The following is a 16,026-nucleotide window of genomic DNA, read 5'->3' as shown; positions in this document are numbered from 1 at the left end:
CGAAAGGAAATTATTGCCATTGTTCCAATTCCGACAGCCAGTGCCGAACCAAAGCGATAAAGCGATCGCGCCGAGTTTCAAAATTAGCGGCAATCGAGATAAAACTGATACCCACTATCAACCCGATCACCCACTTGAAAAAGGAGTAACGGAAAACAAAAATCACCAACTGATAAAAAGCAGTCAGTAAAAAAGTGGCGGTACCAACGTAGAGAAATGCCCGGACTCGGAAAGCTAATCCAGCAAAAATGAATAAAATACTCAAAATTCCCGGTACCAATCCAGTTTCTTGGTGTAGCAAAAATGCCGCTCCACAAATTACCCCAACGCCTAGGCAACGAAATAGGTGGCGAGTCTGTTTGCGGCTTGGTAGCCTCAACCCAGAATCGACTTGGGCAATATACAGCCAGGATAAGCCAATCGGCATAACGTACCACAAGTAATCGAAAAATTGTAATTCCAAAAACCACCGAAAAAGTGCCCAATTAATCAGTGCTAGGCTGATATAAGTAAAGCGAATTTGATTGGATAATTTGGCAGTAAAGATATAAAATGCCGCTGTAATCAGCAAGCTAATCGGGTGAATTTCTACTCTGGTTTCCCAAATCATCACCAGTGGCAGAATATATGCCGCGTGCAGCCAAGGTCTTTTAGGCCATCCCCACTTCTCCCAAGGCAAAATATACAGAAAATAAGCCCAAACACAAGAAATCGGGGCTTTCCAGGGAACTAATGGCCCAGCCCAGAACTGCCCAATGGCTGTATAAAGCCAGAATATTCTGATGACACCTACTTCTAATAAACCTAGGTAAACCCAGACTTCTGCAATGGTAATCCTCCAGTTTTCACTGAATAAGGAAGGTGCTGAATTTTCCTCTGTCTTTAAAGGGACTTGGGAACTTTCCCTGTCTTTTGGGAGGAAAGAAAGGGAAAATCTGCGACCTTGAAAAATCGCGTATCGGATTAAAAACAAGCCAGTTCCTAATCCGAGAATTCGGCTAGCTGCAATGGGATTACCAATCGCCGCGATGAGTAAGCAACTGCTCCAAGCCCAATGAAGATGGGCAATTACTTTCAGTTCTTCAGCAGTAAGGTGTAAGTAATTTAGAAGCCAGGGGAATAGCAGGCGATAGGCATACATGATGCTGGTGCCGAGGGCGGACATGACAATGAATCCATCGCCCAAAGCTCCACCTGATGCTTGTAAAAGTTGATAGAACAAAAGTTCGTAGGCAGAAATGGATACTCCTAGAAGTCCCAAATAGAGGATGGGTTTAAGTTCCTGCCGTCGTCTGCCAACTCCAATCGTAATGAACGCGATCGCAAGCGTACACAATCCCGTCCAACTGGTAAAAGTATCCCACCGCAGAAGTGCCCCCAACACGCCGTATAGTAGCGGCAGGATATGCCACCTGTTCGGAACACTTTCGATTTGCGATCGCCGCCGCCATGCTTCTCCCAAAAGCTGCGTGCTTAAACCTAAGACGATATTTGCGATCGCTAAATTCATCACCGAGTGTTCAAAGAAGCCCAACGTCTCGGCTGTTAACAGTTCTAAACCCCAACCCAGTCCATAAAATGCCCAATGATTCGGCTGTTGCCAACTGCGATAAGCGATCGCCCCAATTGTCAACGTAACCGCCATTAAATATTCCCCACCGGGAGAAGCAACCCCTTGGTAGACAAAAAGCGAATGCAGCGTTAGCATCAACAGCTCAAAACTACACAACGCGATCGCCCAACCCTCAACCGCTTGTGCATAAAGTGCTGCTAACGTCCCATGACGACGCATCAGCCAGGCTCTGGCAAGCCATAAACCCACCACCGCGATCGCTCCGGCTAAAAACCAACCCGGTACCGAAAGGGGCGGCACTCCAGGCACGCCATCCCCCAGCAGCACACCGAGAAAACTCAGGCTAAACCCGACTGTAATGACGGCTGCTGCCAGATGTCGCAAATAGCGCGTATTCACTAACATCAGCCCAGTTGCCATTCCTAAGCTAATGAATCTACCTCCAGGTAGCACGAATGTGAGAATTTGTAGCATTCCCAAACTGGCGACACTCAACCAACTCGCCAATGTGCGTTGCTTTCCAGCAGTTTGACTGGCAACTCCGGTTAATGCCAAAGGTGTAATTAGCCAGAAAATTGCCCACTGCTGACGGCTAAAGGCATCGTCCCCGAATAAGGAAACATTCGCTAACAGTAATTGATAACTGAGTCCCGCCAGCCCTAAACCGATGTGCCAAGCACTTTGCTTCCACAGAAGTACTGAGGAGGGTAGTAGGGCGTGAAGCGTCCATTCGGCAACCATCACCGCCAACAAAATGCTTGCCCAAACTTCTTGGTGCAGATTGGGAAAAAAGCGGTCAATTGTAGAGAATAGCGTCAGCAACCCCACCAAGTGAGTGAAATACACCAGACTGACCCTAGTGGGAAGTCGGCGCTGTGTCACAACTGCCAGTATCACAGTCGAAAACAACAGATTGAGCGATCGCAATGTGGGATTTAGTAAACTAATTAAACTCAGCACCGCCCCAAAAGTGAGTGCCAGTTGTTCGCCAAAAGTGGCTAAATCGGTCTTAGAAGCTCGATGCAGCCAATCGCTTACCCCGACGATAAAAATAATGTAGGGAAATAAAACCAGGCTCAGCAAAGCCCAAGGAACTGTTTCCGAACCCGTCAGTTGAGTGCCAGTTGCGATCGCCCATTCTTGCACGGAACCTGGAACTAACCGCCAAACCAGCCAAATCGTCTGTAAGCCAATTCCTAAAAATGCTGCCAGATCAATCTCTAGCCAAAAACGCTGCAATCGGCTGAAAAAAAACCACAAGCCTAATCCGCTAACTGCTGTTGCTTGCCAGGGAACCGTTGTTCCTATCGAAACCAGCCAACCGAGGCACAACAAACTACCGCCCACTTTCTCCCACGGCAATGGGAGTGATTCGGTGGATGTTTCCGGTTGCTGTTGCGATAACCACACCACCAGCCAGCCGCAGATACCAAGGGCTAACCCCAACTGCGTTACAGGTACTTGGACAATAAAAATTGCTCGTACCAGCAGCACCACCAAGGCATAAATCACTACCCCGGCTGGCAACTCAATCCCGATTCCCTTTTTTTCGATAGTCCCCGCAGGCTGTCGGTGACGAACTTGATAGAACGCGAGGAGGGACGTTCCCACCATTCCCAGATAAATGGCGATGACTGGAAAGCCTGACAAATTCCAGCCCCAATGCAGGTAACTGAGTCCCAGGATATTCAATGCTGGTAACGCTTCTAGTAGTTTCAGCCGTCCAGAAGTCGCCAATCGCCAATTTTTCAATACTTGGAAAGCGATCGCTGTCAGAAGAACGGATGCGATCGCGACTACCATCTGATTTAAAGGATTTTGCCACAACCCAAAGCTATCCATTGCCCAAAAATTCACGGGCATTAACAGTAGGGTGACAATTTGCAACGTCTGCGCCGTCAATTGCAAACTGGGTTGGCGATTCGCCCAAGCGCTTACCCGCCAAAAAATCAAGGTATACGCCAATAAAACCCCATACTGCCCAGCAGCAGGAAATCTTTCCCATTGAGTGGCGGCTAGCACCCCGGAGGACACTACCACCATGAACACTCCCAAAAACAGCAGCCACCGGACGCTGAGTTCTGCCATCAGCGACTGCCATATCCCTGGGATCGCTTTGGGATGTTGGCGAGAAGCATTCTTACCAGCAGCACCTGGTAGTAACTGCAAATCAGAAAATATCGTAACTTGAGGCGTTAGTTTGGGCGTTCCCGCAGCGGGTGGCAACGCACAAACCAAGTATTTTTGACTTAAATCGCTAACCTGAGCCTCAGAAATCAAACCCAAGCGCAGCCAAACATCCAGTCCTTCCAATAACTGAGGCTGCGAATTGCTAATCGTTACTTTAATGTTGATGGAGCGGTCATGTGAAGATGACATCAGCAGCCACCCTAAAGATGAATACTCAAATCATCTTCTTGATTGAAGGATTGGCTGTGGTTATTGTGACACTTTAGGGTATTGAAAGCACGCTTGTCCGGCGGACACCGTCCACCAGACGCTTACTCTTTATCTTTATCCCCTAGTGCTTCTTTTTGCTGCTGATAGCGCTGTTTAAACAGACGCTGCTGTAGCTGGTGTTCCACAATCGGAGCGGGATAATTACAGCGATCGCGTTCATTCGCCGGTATCTTCCCACTCACGAGATATTCTGTATTGACAGACCTAAGTTCTGGCACCCATTGCCGGATATATTCCCCGTCTGGATCGAATTTCTGCGATTGAGAAGCTGGGTTAAAAATTCGGACTGGCTTGGGGTCCATCCCGCTAGAAGCACTCCACTGCCAGCCGCCATTGTTCGCCGAAAGATCCCAGTCATAAAGCTTTTGCATGAAGTATTTTTCCCCCAAGCGCGGATCGATCAGCAAGTCTTTAGTGAGAAAACTGGCAACAATCATCCGACAGCGGTTGTGCATCCAGGCTGTTTGATTCATCTGGCGCATTGCTGCATCGACAATCGGGTAGCCGGTTCTCCCCTCGCACCAAGCTTGGAAATGTTCTGGATGGTTGTCATAAGGGAAATTTTTGAGCGTTTCCCGGAAGGCACCCTCGGCTAATTCTGGGAACCAATACATCGCGTGTTGATAGAATTCTCGCCATGCTAGTTCTTGTTGCCATGTGCGGATATGGGTGTCTTCTTCATCGCTGCGGCTGTGTTCTAACACCTTTAGCGTGGCATCCCAAACGGTGCGAATGCCGATTACGCCAAATTTCAAAGCGGCGCTGAGTTGAGAGGTGCCGCTAACTGCTGGAAAATTCCGTTGTTCTTTATATTCTGCGATCGCGTTAGCGCAAAATTCTGCCAGCTTCTCTTGCGCCGCCTTCTCCCCTGCCGCACTCACCAGTTCGTTTTCCCAAATAAATCCCAAATCTTTAGCCGTAGGCAGTTCACCCGCACCCGCTTGTCGTGCTTTCTGCTGTTCTTCTGGTGTAAGTCCCTCGGCATTTTGGAGTTCGGGTGCAGGTTTAGCCTTGGGTTTACTACTCCAATTTCTCCAGAACGGAGTATAAACCGTGTACGGCTGATTAGAACCTGAGCGAATCTCCTCTGGTGCGTGTAATAGCTGATCCCAGTGATTTTGGACAAAAATACCCTTTTCTTTCAGGACTTCGCTGATAGCGCGATCGCGCTCTTTTGAATAAGGCTCGACATCCCAATTCCAGAATACAGCCTTCGCATTCAGCGCCGCTGCCAAAGCTGGGATTGCTTGAGTCGGATTGCCTAGAAGGATCAACAACTGGCTACCAGCCTTCGCGTAGCGTTCTTGGAGTGACTGCAAACTACCAATCATATAAGTCACTCTTGCCGGTGCCACATCATCCCTTTTCAAAATATTCGGATCTAGGCAGAAAACCCCTACCACCTTTTGGCTTTGCTGCCGTGCAGCAGCCAATCCTAGATTGTCGGAAATGCGTAAATCGCGGCGGTGCCAAAACAAAATCAGGTCAGACATTCAATCCTTGCTTTTCAAATAACTCGCTTATGTTTGACAGTTTAAAAGGTGACAACACCATGTGTATCACTCCTGCGAGTGACTGCAAACTAAACGGCTACAGCAATCCTAAATGATTCGTGAAGGCGAAATCCCCGACTTTAAAGAAGCGGGGGATCTGAACCGCTGGTATCTTACAAATCAAACAAGATTGCTATATAGCGTTTCTCAGGTAGGTGGAATATATTGCAGTTCTAATGCTCAATAGAGACATAGCAATGCCATGTCCCTACTGATGTATGCACCTAATCGAGAATTGAAATAATCTTATATCTGGCTATTAAAATATAAAAAATTAGCCAGTTTAGGCTGGCTAATTTTGTGTATTCGCAGACTTTAACCTGACGAACTATTGTAAAAAAGGACGAGCTAAGAAAAAACTAGAAATCGATTTAGCATCTACTGGTTCACCCGCCAGAATTGCTTGCTCTAATTCCTGGGGAGTCATCAAAATCGTTTCAATATCTTCGTCAACATCTTGACTGGGAGGCGTCTCCAGCCGTTCTAAATCTTGCGCTAAAAAGGCGTAGATAAATTCATCCGAATAACCGGGAGCCAGCGAAAATTTACCTAAGTTTCGCCATTTATGAGCGCGATATCCGGTTTCTTCTTCAATTTCGCGCTTAATTGTCTCCTCTGGAGCTTCATTTGGTTCTATGGTTCCAGCCGGAAACTCCAAAAGACGCCCCTGTACAGCAAAACGATACTGCCTCAAGAGTATCAACTTCCCTTCTGACGTTACAGGTACAGCTAGCGCACCGCCAGGGTGTCGAATGCATTCCCAGTCTCCCTCTACTTGGTTCGGGAGGCGCAGACGGCTGACTTCAAAATTAAATTTACGCCCCTGGTAGAACAAGCGTTGTTTGAGGACTTCAGGGGGTTCTTGACCCAGTGCCATAGGAAACTACAAACGACGGACTTCTGAACAGTCTACAGCCTGAACGAGTTGCGCGATCGCACATCCAGAAACTGGATCGAGCCAATCTGGTGCAATTTCCGCTAAAGGCACCAGCACAAACGCTCTTTCTCTCATCCGAGGGTGAGGCAACTGGAGAGGCGGAATCTCCCCACCCTGAGTGTCCAAAATCACATCATCAAAGAGCAATAAATCAAGGTCAAGTGTTCTCGCCCCCCAGCGCCCTTGACGGACGCGACCAAAGCGATCTTCAATTGCCAACAGCGTCTCTAACAATTGCTGAGGCTTCATCTGAACGTGCAGCAGGGCACAACCATTCAAATAATCTGGTTGAGGTGGCCCCACAGCCTTCGTTTGATACCAACTAGACTGGGCTTGCAGAGTAATTCCAGGAGTTCGGTTCAGCGTTTCTAGAGCAGCCTCTAGAGTGGCGCGGGAGTCGCCGAGGTTGCTACCAAGAGCAACTGCGCTTCGCCCACCCTTTGCTAACGCAGTTTTTGCGTATGTCATGATTCCAGCCTGACCCCTTCAGGTGCGGCTATAAAGAAACTTAGCCTGCCTACACAGGCTAAACAAATTCAGTCGAATCGAAGATTAGGACGCTTAGGTGTTTGAAGCTCCTCTGCCCAAAACTTGCTGTTTTAAGGTCTGGAAGTCTTGAGATAGTTCTTTGCGGCTTTCAGCAGTAAGTAAGTAACGATAAACGAACCAAGCCGTATATCCGATGCCAATCAGCTGTAGGGTTGGCGCTATCAACGGCAAGCTATGAATCGCCGTTAGCAAAGCCACTGTTATCCTTAATGTGACTAACACTGCTAAGAGTAGTCCAAGGGTAACGAGCGATCGCTGGTAGGAGGAAAAAAAGTTGCCCGCATAACTTGGCATCTTTTCTAAAAACCTAGCGATTTGTGCCCACACCTGCTGCACTTGCCCAGTATAGGCTTGAGTAGACGACACTTGTAACTCCGAAGGTGTTGCTTCTACGTTTTGTACATTGACTTCTACTGAAGGATTTTCAGATTCAAGCCTACTTTCAGAAGAGGGAGTTTCAGGATTCATATCAATTTTTGGGAATGACAACAACTTGATGTCTTGGTTGGTTATGGGAGTGTTTCTTCTAGTTCTGCTTTTTCTAATCAAGAAGTGAAGAACAGACTCTGCTACCAAGTTATTATCTATTGGAGTGATAAAAATCAAGCATCCTGAGGTACAAGTAGCAAAACTACCAAGCTGGAGCACCGAACGCTCGATTTTCTCCTTTAAAAATTGACAAGCTTTCCCGCAACCGGCTGTAGCATTGGTTCAGCACTCTATAGAAAGCTCTGTGAAACTCACTCAGTCCACTATCGATCTCACTCAAGCAGCAGCTAGTGAAATAAAGCGTTTGCAATCCAAGCGTCAAAACGCCAACGCTCTATTATTTCGTCTAGCAGTTCAATCAGGTGGTTGTTCTGGCATTTCCTATACTTTCAGCTTTGATGCAGCCGCAAAACCAGACGATAGACTGTATGAATGCAATGGCATTCAAGTATTGGTTGATGCTCAAAGCCTAACCTACCTCAATGGTCTCACCTTAGATTACTCAGAGGATCTCATGGGTGGCGGGTTTCGCTTCCACAACCCAAACGCTAAAGAAAGTTGTGGTTGCGGTAATTCTTTCTCTATTAATGAGCCGCTTGCCGACTCTGCCACCCCAGAAGCTTAATCTCCAGCTCCTTTAAATTGACAGAACCCCTGACAGATGATACACTCAGAATTTGTCTGCATTTGGAACTAGCAAGGATTCAGTAACCCCAGTAACTCATGCCCACAATCCAGCAGCTCATTCGTAACGAGCGCCTAAGTACACAGAAGAAAACTAAGTCACCAGCCCTAAAAAGCTGCCCGCAACGTCGTGGTGTCTGCACCAGAGTATATACAACGACGCCTAAAAAGCCAAACTCAGCCCTGCGGAAAGTGGCAAGAGTCCGTTTGACTTCAGGTTTTGAAGTAACGGCATATATTCCTGGCATCGGTCACAATTTGCAAGAACACTCGGTTGTGATGATTCGGGGGGGACGGGTTAAGGACTTGCCCGGAGTCCGTTACCATATTATTCGCGGAACCTTAGATACCGCCGGGGTTAAGGATCGCCGTCAGGGTCGTTCTAAGTACGGTACAAAACGTCCCAAGGCAAAGTAAGCGGAGTGCCTATCTGCATTGGTACAGTCACAATTGATGGCTTCCGTTTTGCAGAAAAGACAAAACGCTCATACGGCTCGAAAGCTCCCGAATCTCGTGCCAATTGCACAGGAAATGTGTGAAGATATCCGCTTACGAGCGGATGCCGATGAACCCCCGGTATAGGTGATAGAGTTGGATTGAGGATGTTTTTACTGGATTCCGTGCGGGAAGACGCATCAGAGATGTTGTAAACACGTAGATAAGCACCCGTTAAAGCGAGTGTATGCGAATCCAGTAGGATGTATCCAAATCCGTAGAAGGTTGCTTCAGTTCCTCAAACCAAAAAATTGGGAAATTAATGCGCCAGGGAGACAACCGTTGCTGGCATTTAGGGAAAACCTCAATGTCCTCAATGTAGGTAGGGAAGAGTTTCACAGTCGGGCGAAATCTCTACCTTAGTAGAAGGCGGCTCTCTAGAACCCGCAAAGACTTGTTGAAAAAAATCCCATCTCAGGCACGAACATTGGGAGGGATCGTAAAAATTCTGTATTTTATTCATTGAAGGCTTAGTATGTCTCGTCGTACCGTTGTTAAAAAGCGTCCTGTTCCCCCTGATTCGATGTATAACAGCCGTCTTGTCAGTATGATGGTGCGGCGGATTATGCATAGTGGCAAGAAATCTATTGCGACTGGGATTATCTATGATGCGCTAAAAACCATCGAAGAACGGATTGGAGCAGATCCCCTAGAGACTTTTGAGAAAGCAGTTCGGAATGCGACCCCTTTGGTGGAAGTCAAGGCTCGTCGAGTGGGTGGTGCCACCTACCAGGTGCCAATGGAAGTCCGCCCTGACCGTGGAACTGCGCTAGCGCTGCGTTGGCTAATTCAGTTTGCTCGTTCTCGCCCAGGCCGCACAATGGCTGGGAAGCTCGCAAATGAGCTGCTTGATGCCGCTAATGAGACAGGGAATGCGATTCGCAAACGCGAAGAAACTCACCGAATGGCTGAAGCGAATAAGGCGTTTGCCCACTATCGATACTAAGCACTACTACAGACGCGAGATCGGTTATTGCGACTGTTTTGCTCGCGTCTGTACGAGCTGAAAATCTTAAATAAAGTATACAATTTTAAACGAGATAGAACGCATAGCACATTACTAGCTATGCGGCACAGAGGAAGGAGGTAGCTGTGGCACGTACCGTCCCGCTAGAGAGAACACGCAACATCGGAATTGCTGCCCATATTGATGCGGGCAAGACAACAACAACAGAAAGGATTCTGTTCTATTCCGGTATCGTTCATAAAATTGGCGAAGTCCACGAAGGCACAGCAACGACTGACTGGATGGAGCAAGAGCGGGAAAGAGGTATTACCATTACCGCCGCTGCGATTAGCACGAGCTGGCGGAATCACCAAATCAACATCATTGATACCCCTGGTCACGTAGACTTCACGATTGAAGTAGAACGTTCAATGCGGGTGTTGGATGGCGTGATTGCTGTGTTCTGCTCGGTGGGAGGCGTGCAGCCTCAATCTGAGACTGTATGGCGACAGGCAGATCGGTATAAGGTGCCTCGGATCGCTTTTATCAACAAAATGGATCGGACTGGAGCGAACTTTTACAAAGTTTATAACCAGATACGCGATCGCATGCGGGCAAATGCTGTCCCCATTCAAATTCCTATTGGTGCTGAAAGCAACTTTGAGGGAATTGTAGACCTAGTTCGGATGCGAGCCTACCTCTACAAAGACGATCAGGGCAAAGAAATTGAGGAAATAGACATTCCTGCAAACCTTCAGGAGGTAGCCCAAGAGTACCGCACTAAGCTCATCGAATCTGTAGCAGAAACCGATGATGCCCTGACGGAAAAATATTTGGAAGGCGAAGAACTAACCGAACCAGAGATTCAAAAGGCGTTGCGTAAAGGCACAATTGCTGGCACAATTGTCCCGCTGTTGTGTGGTTCTGCCTTTAAAAATAAGGGTGTCCAGCTACTGTTGGATGCCGTGGTAGATTATCTACCCGCTCCTATTGACGTTCCCCCAATTCAAGGACTATTGCCAAATGGTACTGAGGTAGTAAGACACGCTAGCGATGACGAACCAGCGGCTGCTTTAGCTTTCAAGATTATGGCAGACCCCTATGGACGCTTGACATTCATTCGGGTATATTCTGGCGTAATCAAAAAAGGCAGTTACATCCTCAACTCAACCAAGGATAAAAAGGAACGCATCTCCCGCTTGATCGTTCTCAAAGCTGACGAACGAATCGAAGTAGATGAAATGCGGGCTGGTGACTTAGGTGCAGCTTTAGGTCTGAAAGAAACCTATACGGGCGATACCATCTGTGACGAAAACTCACCAGTGATTCTGGAGTCTCTGTTTATACCAGAACCTGTGATCTCCGTAGCAGTGGAACCCAAAACTAAGCAGGATATGGAGAAGCTCTCCAAGGCTCTGCAATCGCTCTCAGAAGAAGACCCAACGTTTCGAGTTCACATTGACCCAGAAACTAACCAGACAGTAATTGCGGGGATGGGCGAACTGCACTTAGAGATTCTCGTAGATCGGATGATGCGAGAATTCAAAGTAGAAGCCAACGTTGGTGCGCCGCAAGTTGCCTACCGCGAAACCATTCGCAAAGCTGTCAAAGCTGAAGGGAAATTTATCCGTCAGAGCGGTGGTAAAGGTCAGTACGGTCACGTTGTGATTCAAGTCGAGCCTGGAGAGCCGGGGACTGGTTTCGAGTTTGTCTCCAAAATTGTTGGGGGTATAGTACCTAAAGAGTACATCAACCCAGCAGAGCAAGGGATGAAAGAAGCCTGCGAATCGGGTATTGTAGCTGGATATCCGGTGATTGACCTCAAGGCAACGATGGTGGATGGCTCTTACCACGAGGTAGATTCCTCAGAAATGGCTTTCAAAATCGCAGGCTCAATGGCGATTAAAGAAGCTGTAATGAAGGCTTCACCAGTGCTATTGGAGCCTATGATGAAAGTTGAGGTGGAAGCTCCAGAAAACTTCCTTGGGGATGTGATGGGAAACCTCAACTCCCGTCGCGGTCAAATTGAAGGCATGAATTCGGAACAAGGCATTACAAGAGTAACAGCCAAAGTTCCGCTTGCAGAGATGTTTGGCTATGCGACGGATATCCGGTCGATGACTCAAGGGCGGGGTATCTTCTCAATGGAGTTTAGCCATTACGAAGAAGTTCCTCGCAACGTGGCTGAAACCATCATCGCCAAGAGCAAAGGGAACACATAAATCGGTCTGTAGTCTTTGGTCAGTTGTCAGTAGAAAAGCCAACTGACAACTGACAACTGACAACTGGCAAAGGAAAAAGGAAAAAGGAACAGGTAATACATGGCACGCGCAAAGTTTGAACGCACTAAACCCCACGTCAATATCGGCACGATTGGTCACGTTGACCACGGTAAAACGACCTTAACCGCTGCCATTACGATGACTCTGGCAGCAATGGGTCGGGCGAAAGCAAAGGGTTATGCCGACATTGATGCAGCGCCGGAGGAAAAGGCTCGCGGTATTACCATCAATACCGCCCACGTTGAGTATGAAACCGAATCTCGTCACTATGCCCACGTGGACTGCCCAGGTCACGCGGACTATGTGAAGAACATGATCACGGGTGCAGCTCAAATGGATGGTGCCATTCTGGTGGTGTCGGCGGCAGATGGCCCCATGCCTCAGACGCGGGAACACATCCTCCTGGCTAAGCAAGTTGGCGTTCCCCGGCTAGTTGTCTTCTTGAACAAGCAAGACATGGTGGACGATGAAGAATTGTTGGAACTGGTAGAACTGGAAGTCCGGGAACTGCTAAGTTCTTATGAATTCGACGGTGACAATATTCCCATCGTCGCCGGCTCGGCGCTACAAGCGTTGGAAGCGATGGCTGCCAATCCCAAGACCCCACGGGGTGAGAATGAGTGGGTAGATAAAATCTACAAGTTGATGGATGAGGTCGATGCTTACATTCCTACTCCAGAGCGGGATATTGATAAGCCCTTCCTGATGGCTGTGGAAGACGTATTCTCCATCTCAGGGCGCGGTACCGTTGCGACTGGTCGGATTGAGCGGGGCAAAGTCAAAGTTGGGGAAACTGTTGAGCTGGTGGGAATTCGAGACACTCGCAGCACAACAGTAACTGGCGTGGAAATGTTCCAGAAGACCTTGGATGAAGGGATGGCTGGCGATAACGTCGGCGTTCTACTTCGGGGTTTGAAGAAGGAAGATATTGAGCGGGGTATGGTGCTAGCCAAGCCTGGTACAATTACTCCTCACACTCAGTTTGAGTCTGAAGTGTACATCCTTCAGGAAAAAGAAGGCGGTCGGAAAACACCGTTTTTCGCTGGCTATCGTCCTCAGTTCTACGTGCGGACAACCGACGTAACTGGAACCATCAAAGCTTTCACCTCGGATGATGGCTCTAACGCCGAGATGGTGATGCCAGGAGACCGGATCAAAATGACCGTTGAGTTGATCAACGCGATCGCAATTGAGCAAGGGATGCGCTTCGCGATTCGTGAAGGCGGTCGCACCATTGGTGCTGGCGTCGTCTCCAAGATCCTAAAGTAGGATTTTGACCAACAAATAAGGAGCAGAAAAGCATATGCTTTTCTGCTCCTTATCTATGTCCTTGAAATCAGATGCTAAACTCCAAGAGCTGTACGTGTACGGCAAAAAACCGCCGTTCTAGTAGCAACTAAAACCTAACAAATAACCACTAATTAGAACCTGGACAACTGAAAATGGCAACTATCCAGCAGCAAAAAATTCGCATTCGCTTGAAGGCTTTTGACCGGCGTTTGCTTGACACCTCTTGCGAAAAGATTGTCGATACGGCAAACCGGACACAGGCAACAGCTATTGGCCCCATTCCCTTACCAACCCGGAAGAAAATTTACTGTCTTTTGCGCTCTCCTCACGTTGATAAGGATTCGCGGGAACACTTTGAAACTCGGACTCACCGCCGCATCATTGACATTTATCAGCCCACCTCCAAGACAATTGACGCTTTGATGAAACTGGATTTGCCAGCAGGCGTTGATATTGAAGTCAAACTTTAAATACACGCTCTTGTGAGTCTGCATTCGACGAAGCCCTTTAGAGATACCTCTAAAGGGCTTCGTCGTTGGGATTCTAGGAAAGAGATCGGTTAAAGTAAGTAAAGAATCGCACGTACAGCAAGTATAGGGACAATGGCATCCTCTTCCTCAATCGCAGTTCGAGAACTCCCCCTGTTTCCACTGCCCGAAGTGGTGCTATTTCCAGGGAGACCTTTACCGCTACATATTTTTGAATTTCGCTACCGAATCATGATGAACACGATTCTGGAAAGCGATCGCCGTTTTGGGGTTTTGATGTGGGACCCAGTTCAAAGTAAACCAGCTGCCGTGGGATGCTGCGCTGAAATTATCCACTTCCAGCGTCTTCCCGATGACCGAATGAAAATCTTGACCTTGGGACAGCAGCGGTTTAGGGTCTTAGAGTACGTCCGCGAAAAGCCTTATCGCGTCGGTTTGGTGGAATGGATTGAAGACCATCCACCAGAAAAAGACCTCAGAACCTTAGCCTCTGAGGTTGAACAACTGCTCAGAGATGTGGTACGTCTCTCATCCAAGTTGACCGACCAAGACATGGAGCTACCAGAAGACTTGCCTACCCTCCCCAGAGAATTATCCTACTGGGTTGCCAGCAATCTTTACGGGGTGGCATCTGAACAGCAAGCCCTTCTGGAAATGCAAGATACGACAACCCGCCTAGAGCGCGAAGCCGAAATTCTCACGTCTACTCGCAATCACCTCGCGGCTCGTACAGTCCTCAAAGATGCACTCCAGTAAGTTTCATTAGTTGTTAGTCATTAGTCTTCAATGATTAGTTCAGTGCAAAAAGCCTCGCTAATCACTGATTCAGAACTAATGACTAAGGACTAAACACGAGCATCTGCTCGCAAGTCATACCAGCCATACCAGTGACGAACTGCAAGCCAGACAGCGCCCAAGAGAGCGGCTACGCTGAGAGTAAGTCCCGTGTAAGGAACGACGAGTCCCAAGACTGGCACAACCGCACCAGCAATCGTGCAAATGACGGCCGCAAGAGACGCACGGCGGTTTGACCCCAATCCCCACGCCAAGGCTAGTAAGACGATAGAGATGAGAGTCCAAGCTACCTTGACATCAATCAGGCGGCTAAGATAAGTCAAAGTTAGCAGACAAGCGAAGAAAATCCCGCCAGCGATCGCTACATTTCTGAGGCTCATGGGTAGCGACATATAAAGCAATAATATCCACCACAAGAATACGGCTGGTGCGAGTAACAGCAACCGAGGAAGGATGCCAGTGTTGCGAATTGGGCCAGTCGAAGTAAAGACACCAAATGGATTTTGGACGGAAACGTTGTCGTCAAATACCCAAGTAAATCGGGTGCCTTGTCCCTCAACCTTACTTTCTGTGGGGATAATCCCACTAGCAAAATCCGCTCCAGGGAAGTTAGCCAGCGCGGTGAGGCGGAAATTGGAGAGTAATTGCCCGGTGGCACTATAAACCCAGCGCGGCCCTCCTTGAGCTTTATAGGTGACTTTAAAACTAGCTGTTTGTCCGGGTTCGAGACGGAATGGAAAACCATAGTCACCGGGATTCGCTTGCTGAAGCCGAGTCCCGTCCCGCTCTACCTTATAGCTTTGCAGCAGTGAATAACCGGCAGGCGGCGGGACTTCAAAGAAAAAATTGCTAATATCAGTCAACGGGTTGGTAACTTTATAATCGGCACTGTAGTCAACGCGATAAATTGCGCGACGATCTTGGGCATCTGTGCTTTGGTCAATTTTGACCTGAACTTGCGATTCACTCAGAGTTAGCAAACGGCTAACTTCTCGCGTATCGTTGACTTTGACGATTTTACCCTCAACTTGAGTGGTATAAGTGTAAGGCTCTTTGAGGACATAGCGCACTTGGGGTGCAGGTTGCTCTAGCCTGTCACCGGCAACACTGGCAGCTACCTGAGCGACCCGTGCTTGTTCCCAGTGGTGGTAGCGATTGCCTAAAGTTGAGCTAAGAAAAAATCCTCCCACCATTAGAATTAAAACCAAGGCAGCGTGGGGTAAACTCCGCAGTAATCGGGAGTAGCGAACAACCCACTCACCCATGAAAACCGCTTGTTCTGGTTGATCTCGACGGAGAGAGAAATTTAGCAGCGCGATCGCAATTCCCAACGCACCAACTAGAAACACAATGATGAGGAAGGTACTCAGTACCTGCCCCCCAAATTTCATTAGCTCAGCCGGATGCGTTAAATCGGGCAATCCGGGAATGCCTTGAGCAGATTGAAACATAAAAGTTTGGGATTTTGTAGAGACGCTCGATATA

General features: G+C 48.2%; 14 protein-coding genes. 8 read left to right on the top strand and 6 right to left on the bottom strand.

From position 1 onward, the window contains the following. Positions 1–10: 10 nt before the first annotated feature. The 5 genes from NDI44_RS10205 to NDI44_RS10185 form a co-directional block, all read right to left on the bottom strand. Complete coding sequence (locus tag NDI44_RS10205; protein WP_190415423.1) at positions 11–3,952, bottom strand: DUF2157 domain-containing protein; 3,942 nt, start codon at positions 3,950–3,952, stop codon at positions 11–13. Between the two features lie 122 nt (positions 3,953–4,074). Continuing rightward, positions 4,075–5,526, bottom strand: coding sequence for a deoxyribodipyrimidine photo-lyase (locus tag NDI44_RS10200; RefSeq protein ID WP_190415421.1), 1,452 nt, complete (start codon positions 5,524–5,526; stop codon positions 4,075–4,077). 388 nt (positions 5,527–5,914) lie between these two features. After that, positions 5,915–6,463: an NUDIX hydrolase gene (locus NDI44_RS10195; RefSeq protein WP_190415419.1), complete on the bottom strand. Its 549-nt coding sequence runs from the start codon at positions 6,461–6,463 to the stop codon at positions 5,915–5,917. Positions 6,464–6,469: 6 nt separating this feature from the next. Beyond that, positions 6,470–6,991: a 2-amino-4-hydroxy-6-hydroxymethyldihydropteridine diphosphokinase gene (folK, locus tag NDI44_RS10190; protein WP_190415417.1), complete on the bottom strand. Its 522-nt coding sequence runs from the start codon at positions 6,989–6,991 to the stop codon at positions 6,470–6,472. A 93-nt stretch (positions 6,992–7,084) separates the two neighbouring features. Further along, positions 7,085–7,540: a CAAD domain-containing protein gene (locus tag NDI44_RS10185; protein ID WP_190415415.1), complete on the bottom strand. Its 456-nt coding sequence runs from the start codon at positions 7,538–7,540 to the stop codon at positions 7,085–7,087. A 265-nt stretch (positions 7,541–7,805) separates the two neighbouring features. Here NDI44_RS10185 and NDI44_RS10180 point away from each other — a divergent pair, with 265 nt between their 5' ends. The 8 genes from NDI44_RS10180 to NDI44_RS10145 all read left to right on the top strand — a co-directional run bounded on the left by NDI44_RS10180 (position 7,806) and on the right by NDI44_RS10145 (position 14,502). Beyond that, positions 7,806–8,186, top strand: a complete 381-nt coding sequence (locus NDI44_RS10180) for an iron-sulfur cluster assembly accessory protein (protein WP_339380811.1) — start codon at positions 7,806–7,808, stop codon at positions 8,184–8,186. 98 nt (positions 8,187–8,284) lie between these two features. Then, positions 8,285–8,662 carry a 30S ribosomal protein S12 gene (gene rpsL / locus NDI44_RS10175; RefSeq protein WP_190415413.1) on the top strand — a complete coding sequence of 126 codons (378 nt, stop codon included), beginning with the start codon at positions 8,285–8,287 and terminating at the stop codon, positions 8,660–8,662. Positions 8,663–8,698: 36 nt separating this feature from the next. Next, positions 8,699–8,827: a hypothetical protein gene (locus NDI44_RS10170; RefSeq protein ID WP_277878243.1), complete on the top strand. Its 129-nt coding sequence runs from the start codon at positions 8,699–8,701 to the stop codon at positions 8,825–8,827. A 388-nt stretch (positions 8,828–9,215) separates the two neighbouring features. Further along, the gene (gene rpsG / locus NDI44_RS10165) at positions 9,216–9,686 is read left to right on the top strand and encodes a 30S ribosomal protein S7 (RefSeq protein ID WP_190415409.1); all 471 of its coding nucleotides are present in this window, start codon (positions 9,216–9,218) and stop codon (positions 9,684–9,686) included. A 146-nt stretch (positions 9,687–9,832) separates the two neighbouring features. Then, positions 9,833–11,908: an elongation factor G gene (gene fusA / locus NDI44_RS10160; protein WP_190415407.1), complete on the top strand. Its 2,076-nt coding sequence runs from the start codon at positions 9,833–9,835 to the stop codon at positions 11,906–11,908. A gap of 99 nt (positions 11,909–12,007) precedes the next feature. Next, complete coding sequence (gene tuf / locus NDI44_RS10155) at positions 12,008–13,237, top strand: elongation factor Tu (protein WP_190415405.1); 1,230 nt, start codon at positions 12,008–12,010, stop codon at positions 13,235–13,237. A gap of 173 nt (positions 13,238–13,410) precedes the next feature. After that, a complete protein-coding gene (rpsJ, locus tag NDI44_RS10150; protein WP_190415403.1) occupies positions 13,411–13,728 on the top strand; it encodes a 30S ribosomal protein S10 in 318 nt (105 codons plus the stop codon). A 132-nt stretch (positions 13,729–13,860) separates the two neighbouring features. Next, the gene (locus NDI44_RS10145) at positions 13,861–14,502 is read left to right on the top strand and encodes an LON peptidase substrate-binding domain-containing protein (RefSeq protein ID WP_190415401.1); all 642 of its coding nucleotides are present in this window, start codon (positions 13,861–13,863) and stop codon (positions 14,500–14,502) included. Between the two features lie 89 nt (positions 14,503–14,591). On the opposite strand, the gene NDI44_RS10140 is transcribed toward NDI44_RS10145, so the two are convergent. Beyond that, positions 14,592–15,992 (bottom strand): hypothetical protein, encoded by a 1,401-nt coding sequence (locus tag NDI44_RS10140; RefSeq protein ID WP_190415399.1) that lies wholly within the window; start codon positions 15,990–15,992, stop codon positions 14,592–14,594. Positions 15,993–16,026 lie beyond the last annotated feature (34 nt).

The organism is Trichocoleus sp. DQ-A3, assembly GCF_039961975.1.
Classification (GTDB): domain Bacteria; phylum Cyanobacteriota; class Cyanobacteriia; order Cyanobacteriales; family FACHB-T130; genus FACHB-T130.
Note: the sequence above shows the minus strand (reverse complement) of the source record. Positions and strands in the feature narration are given on the sequence as shown.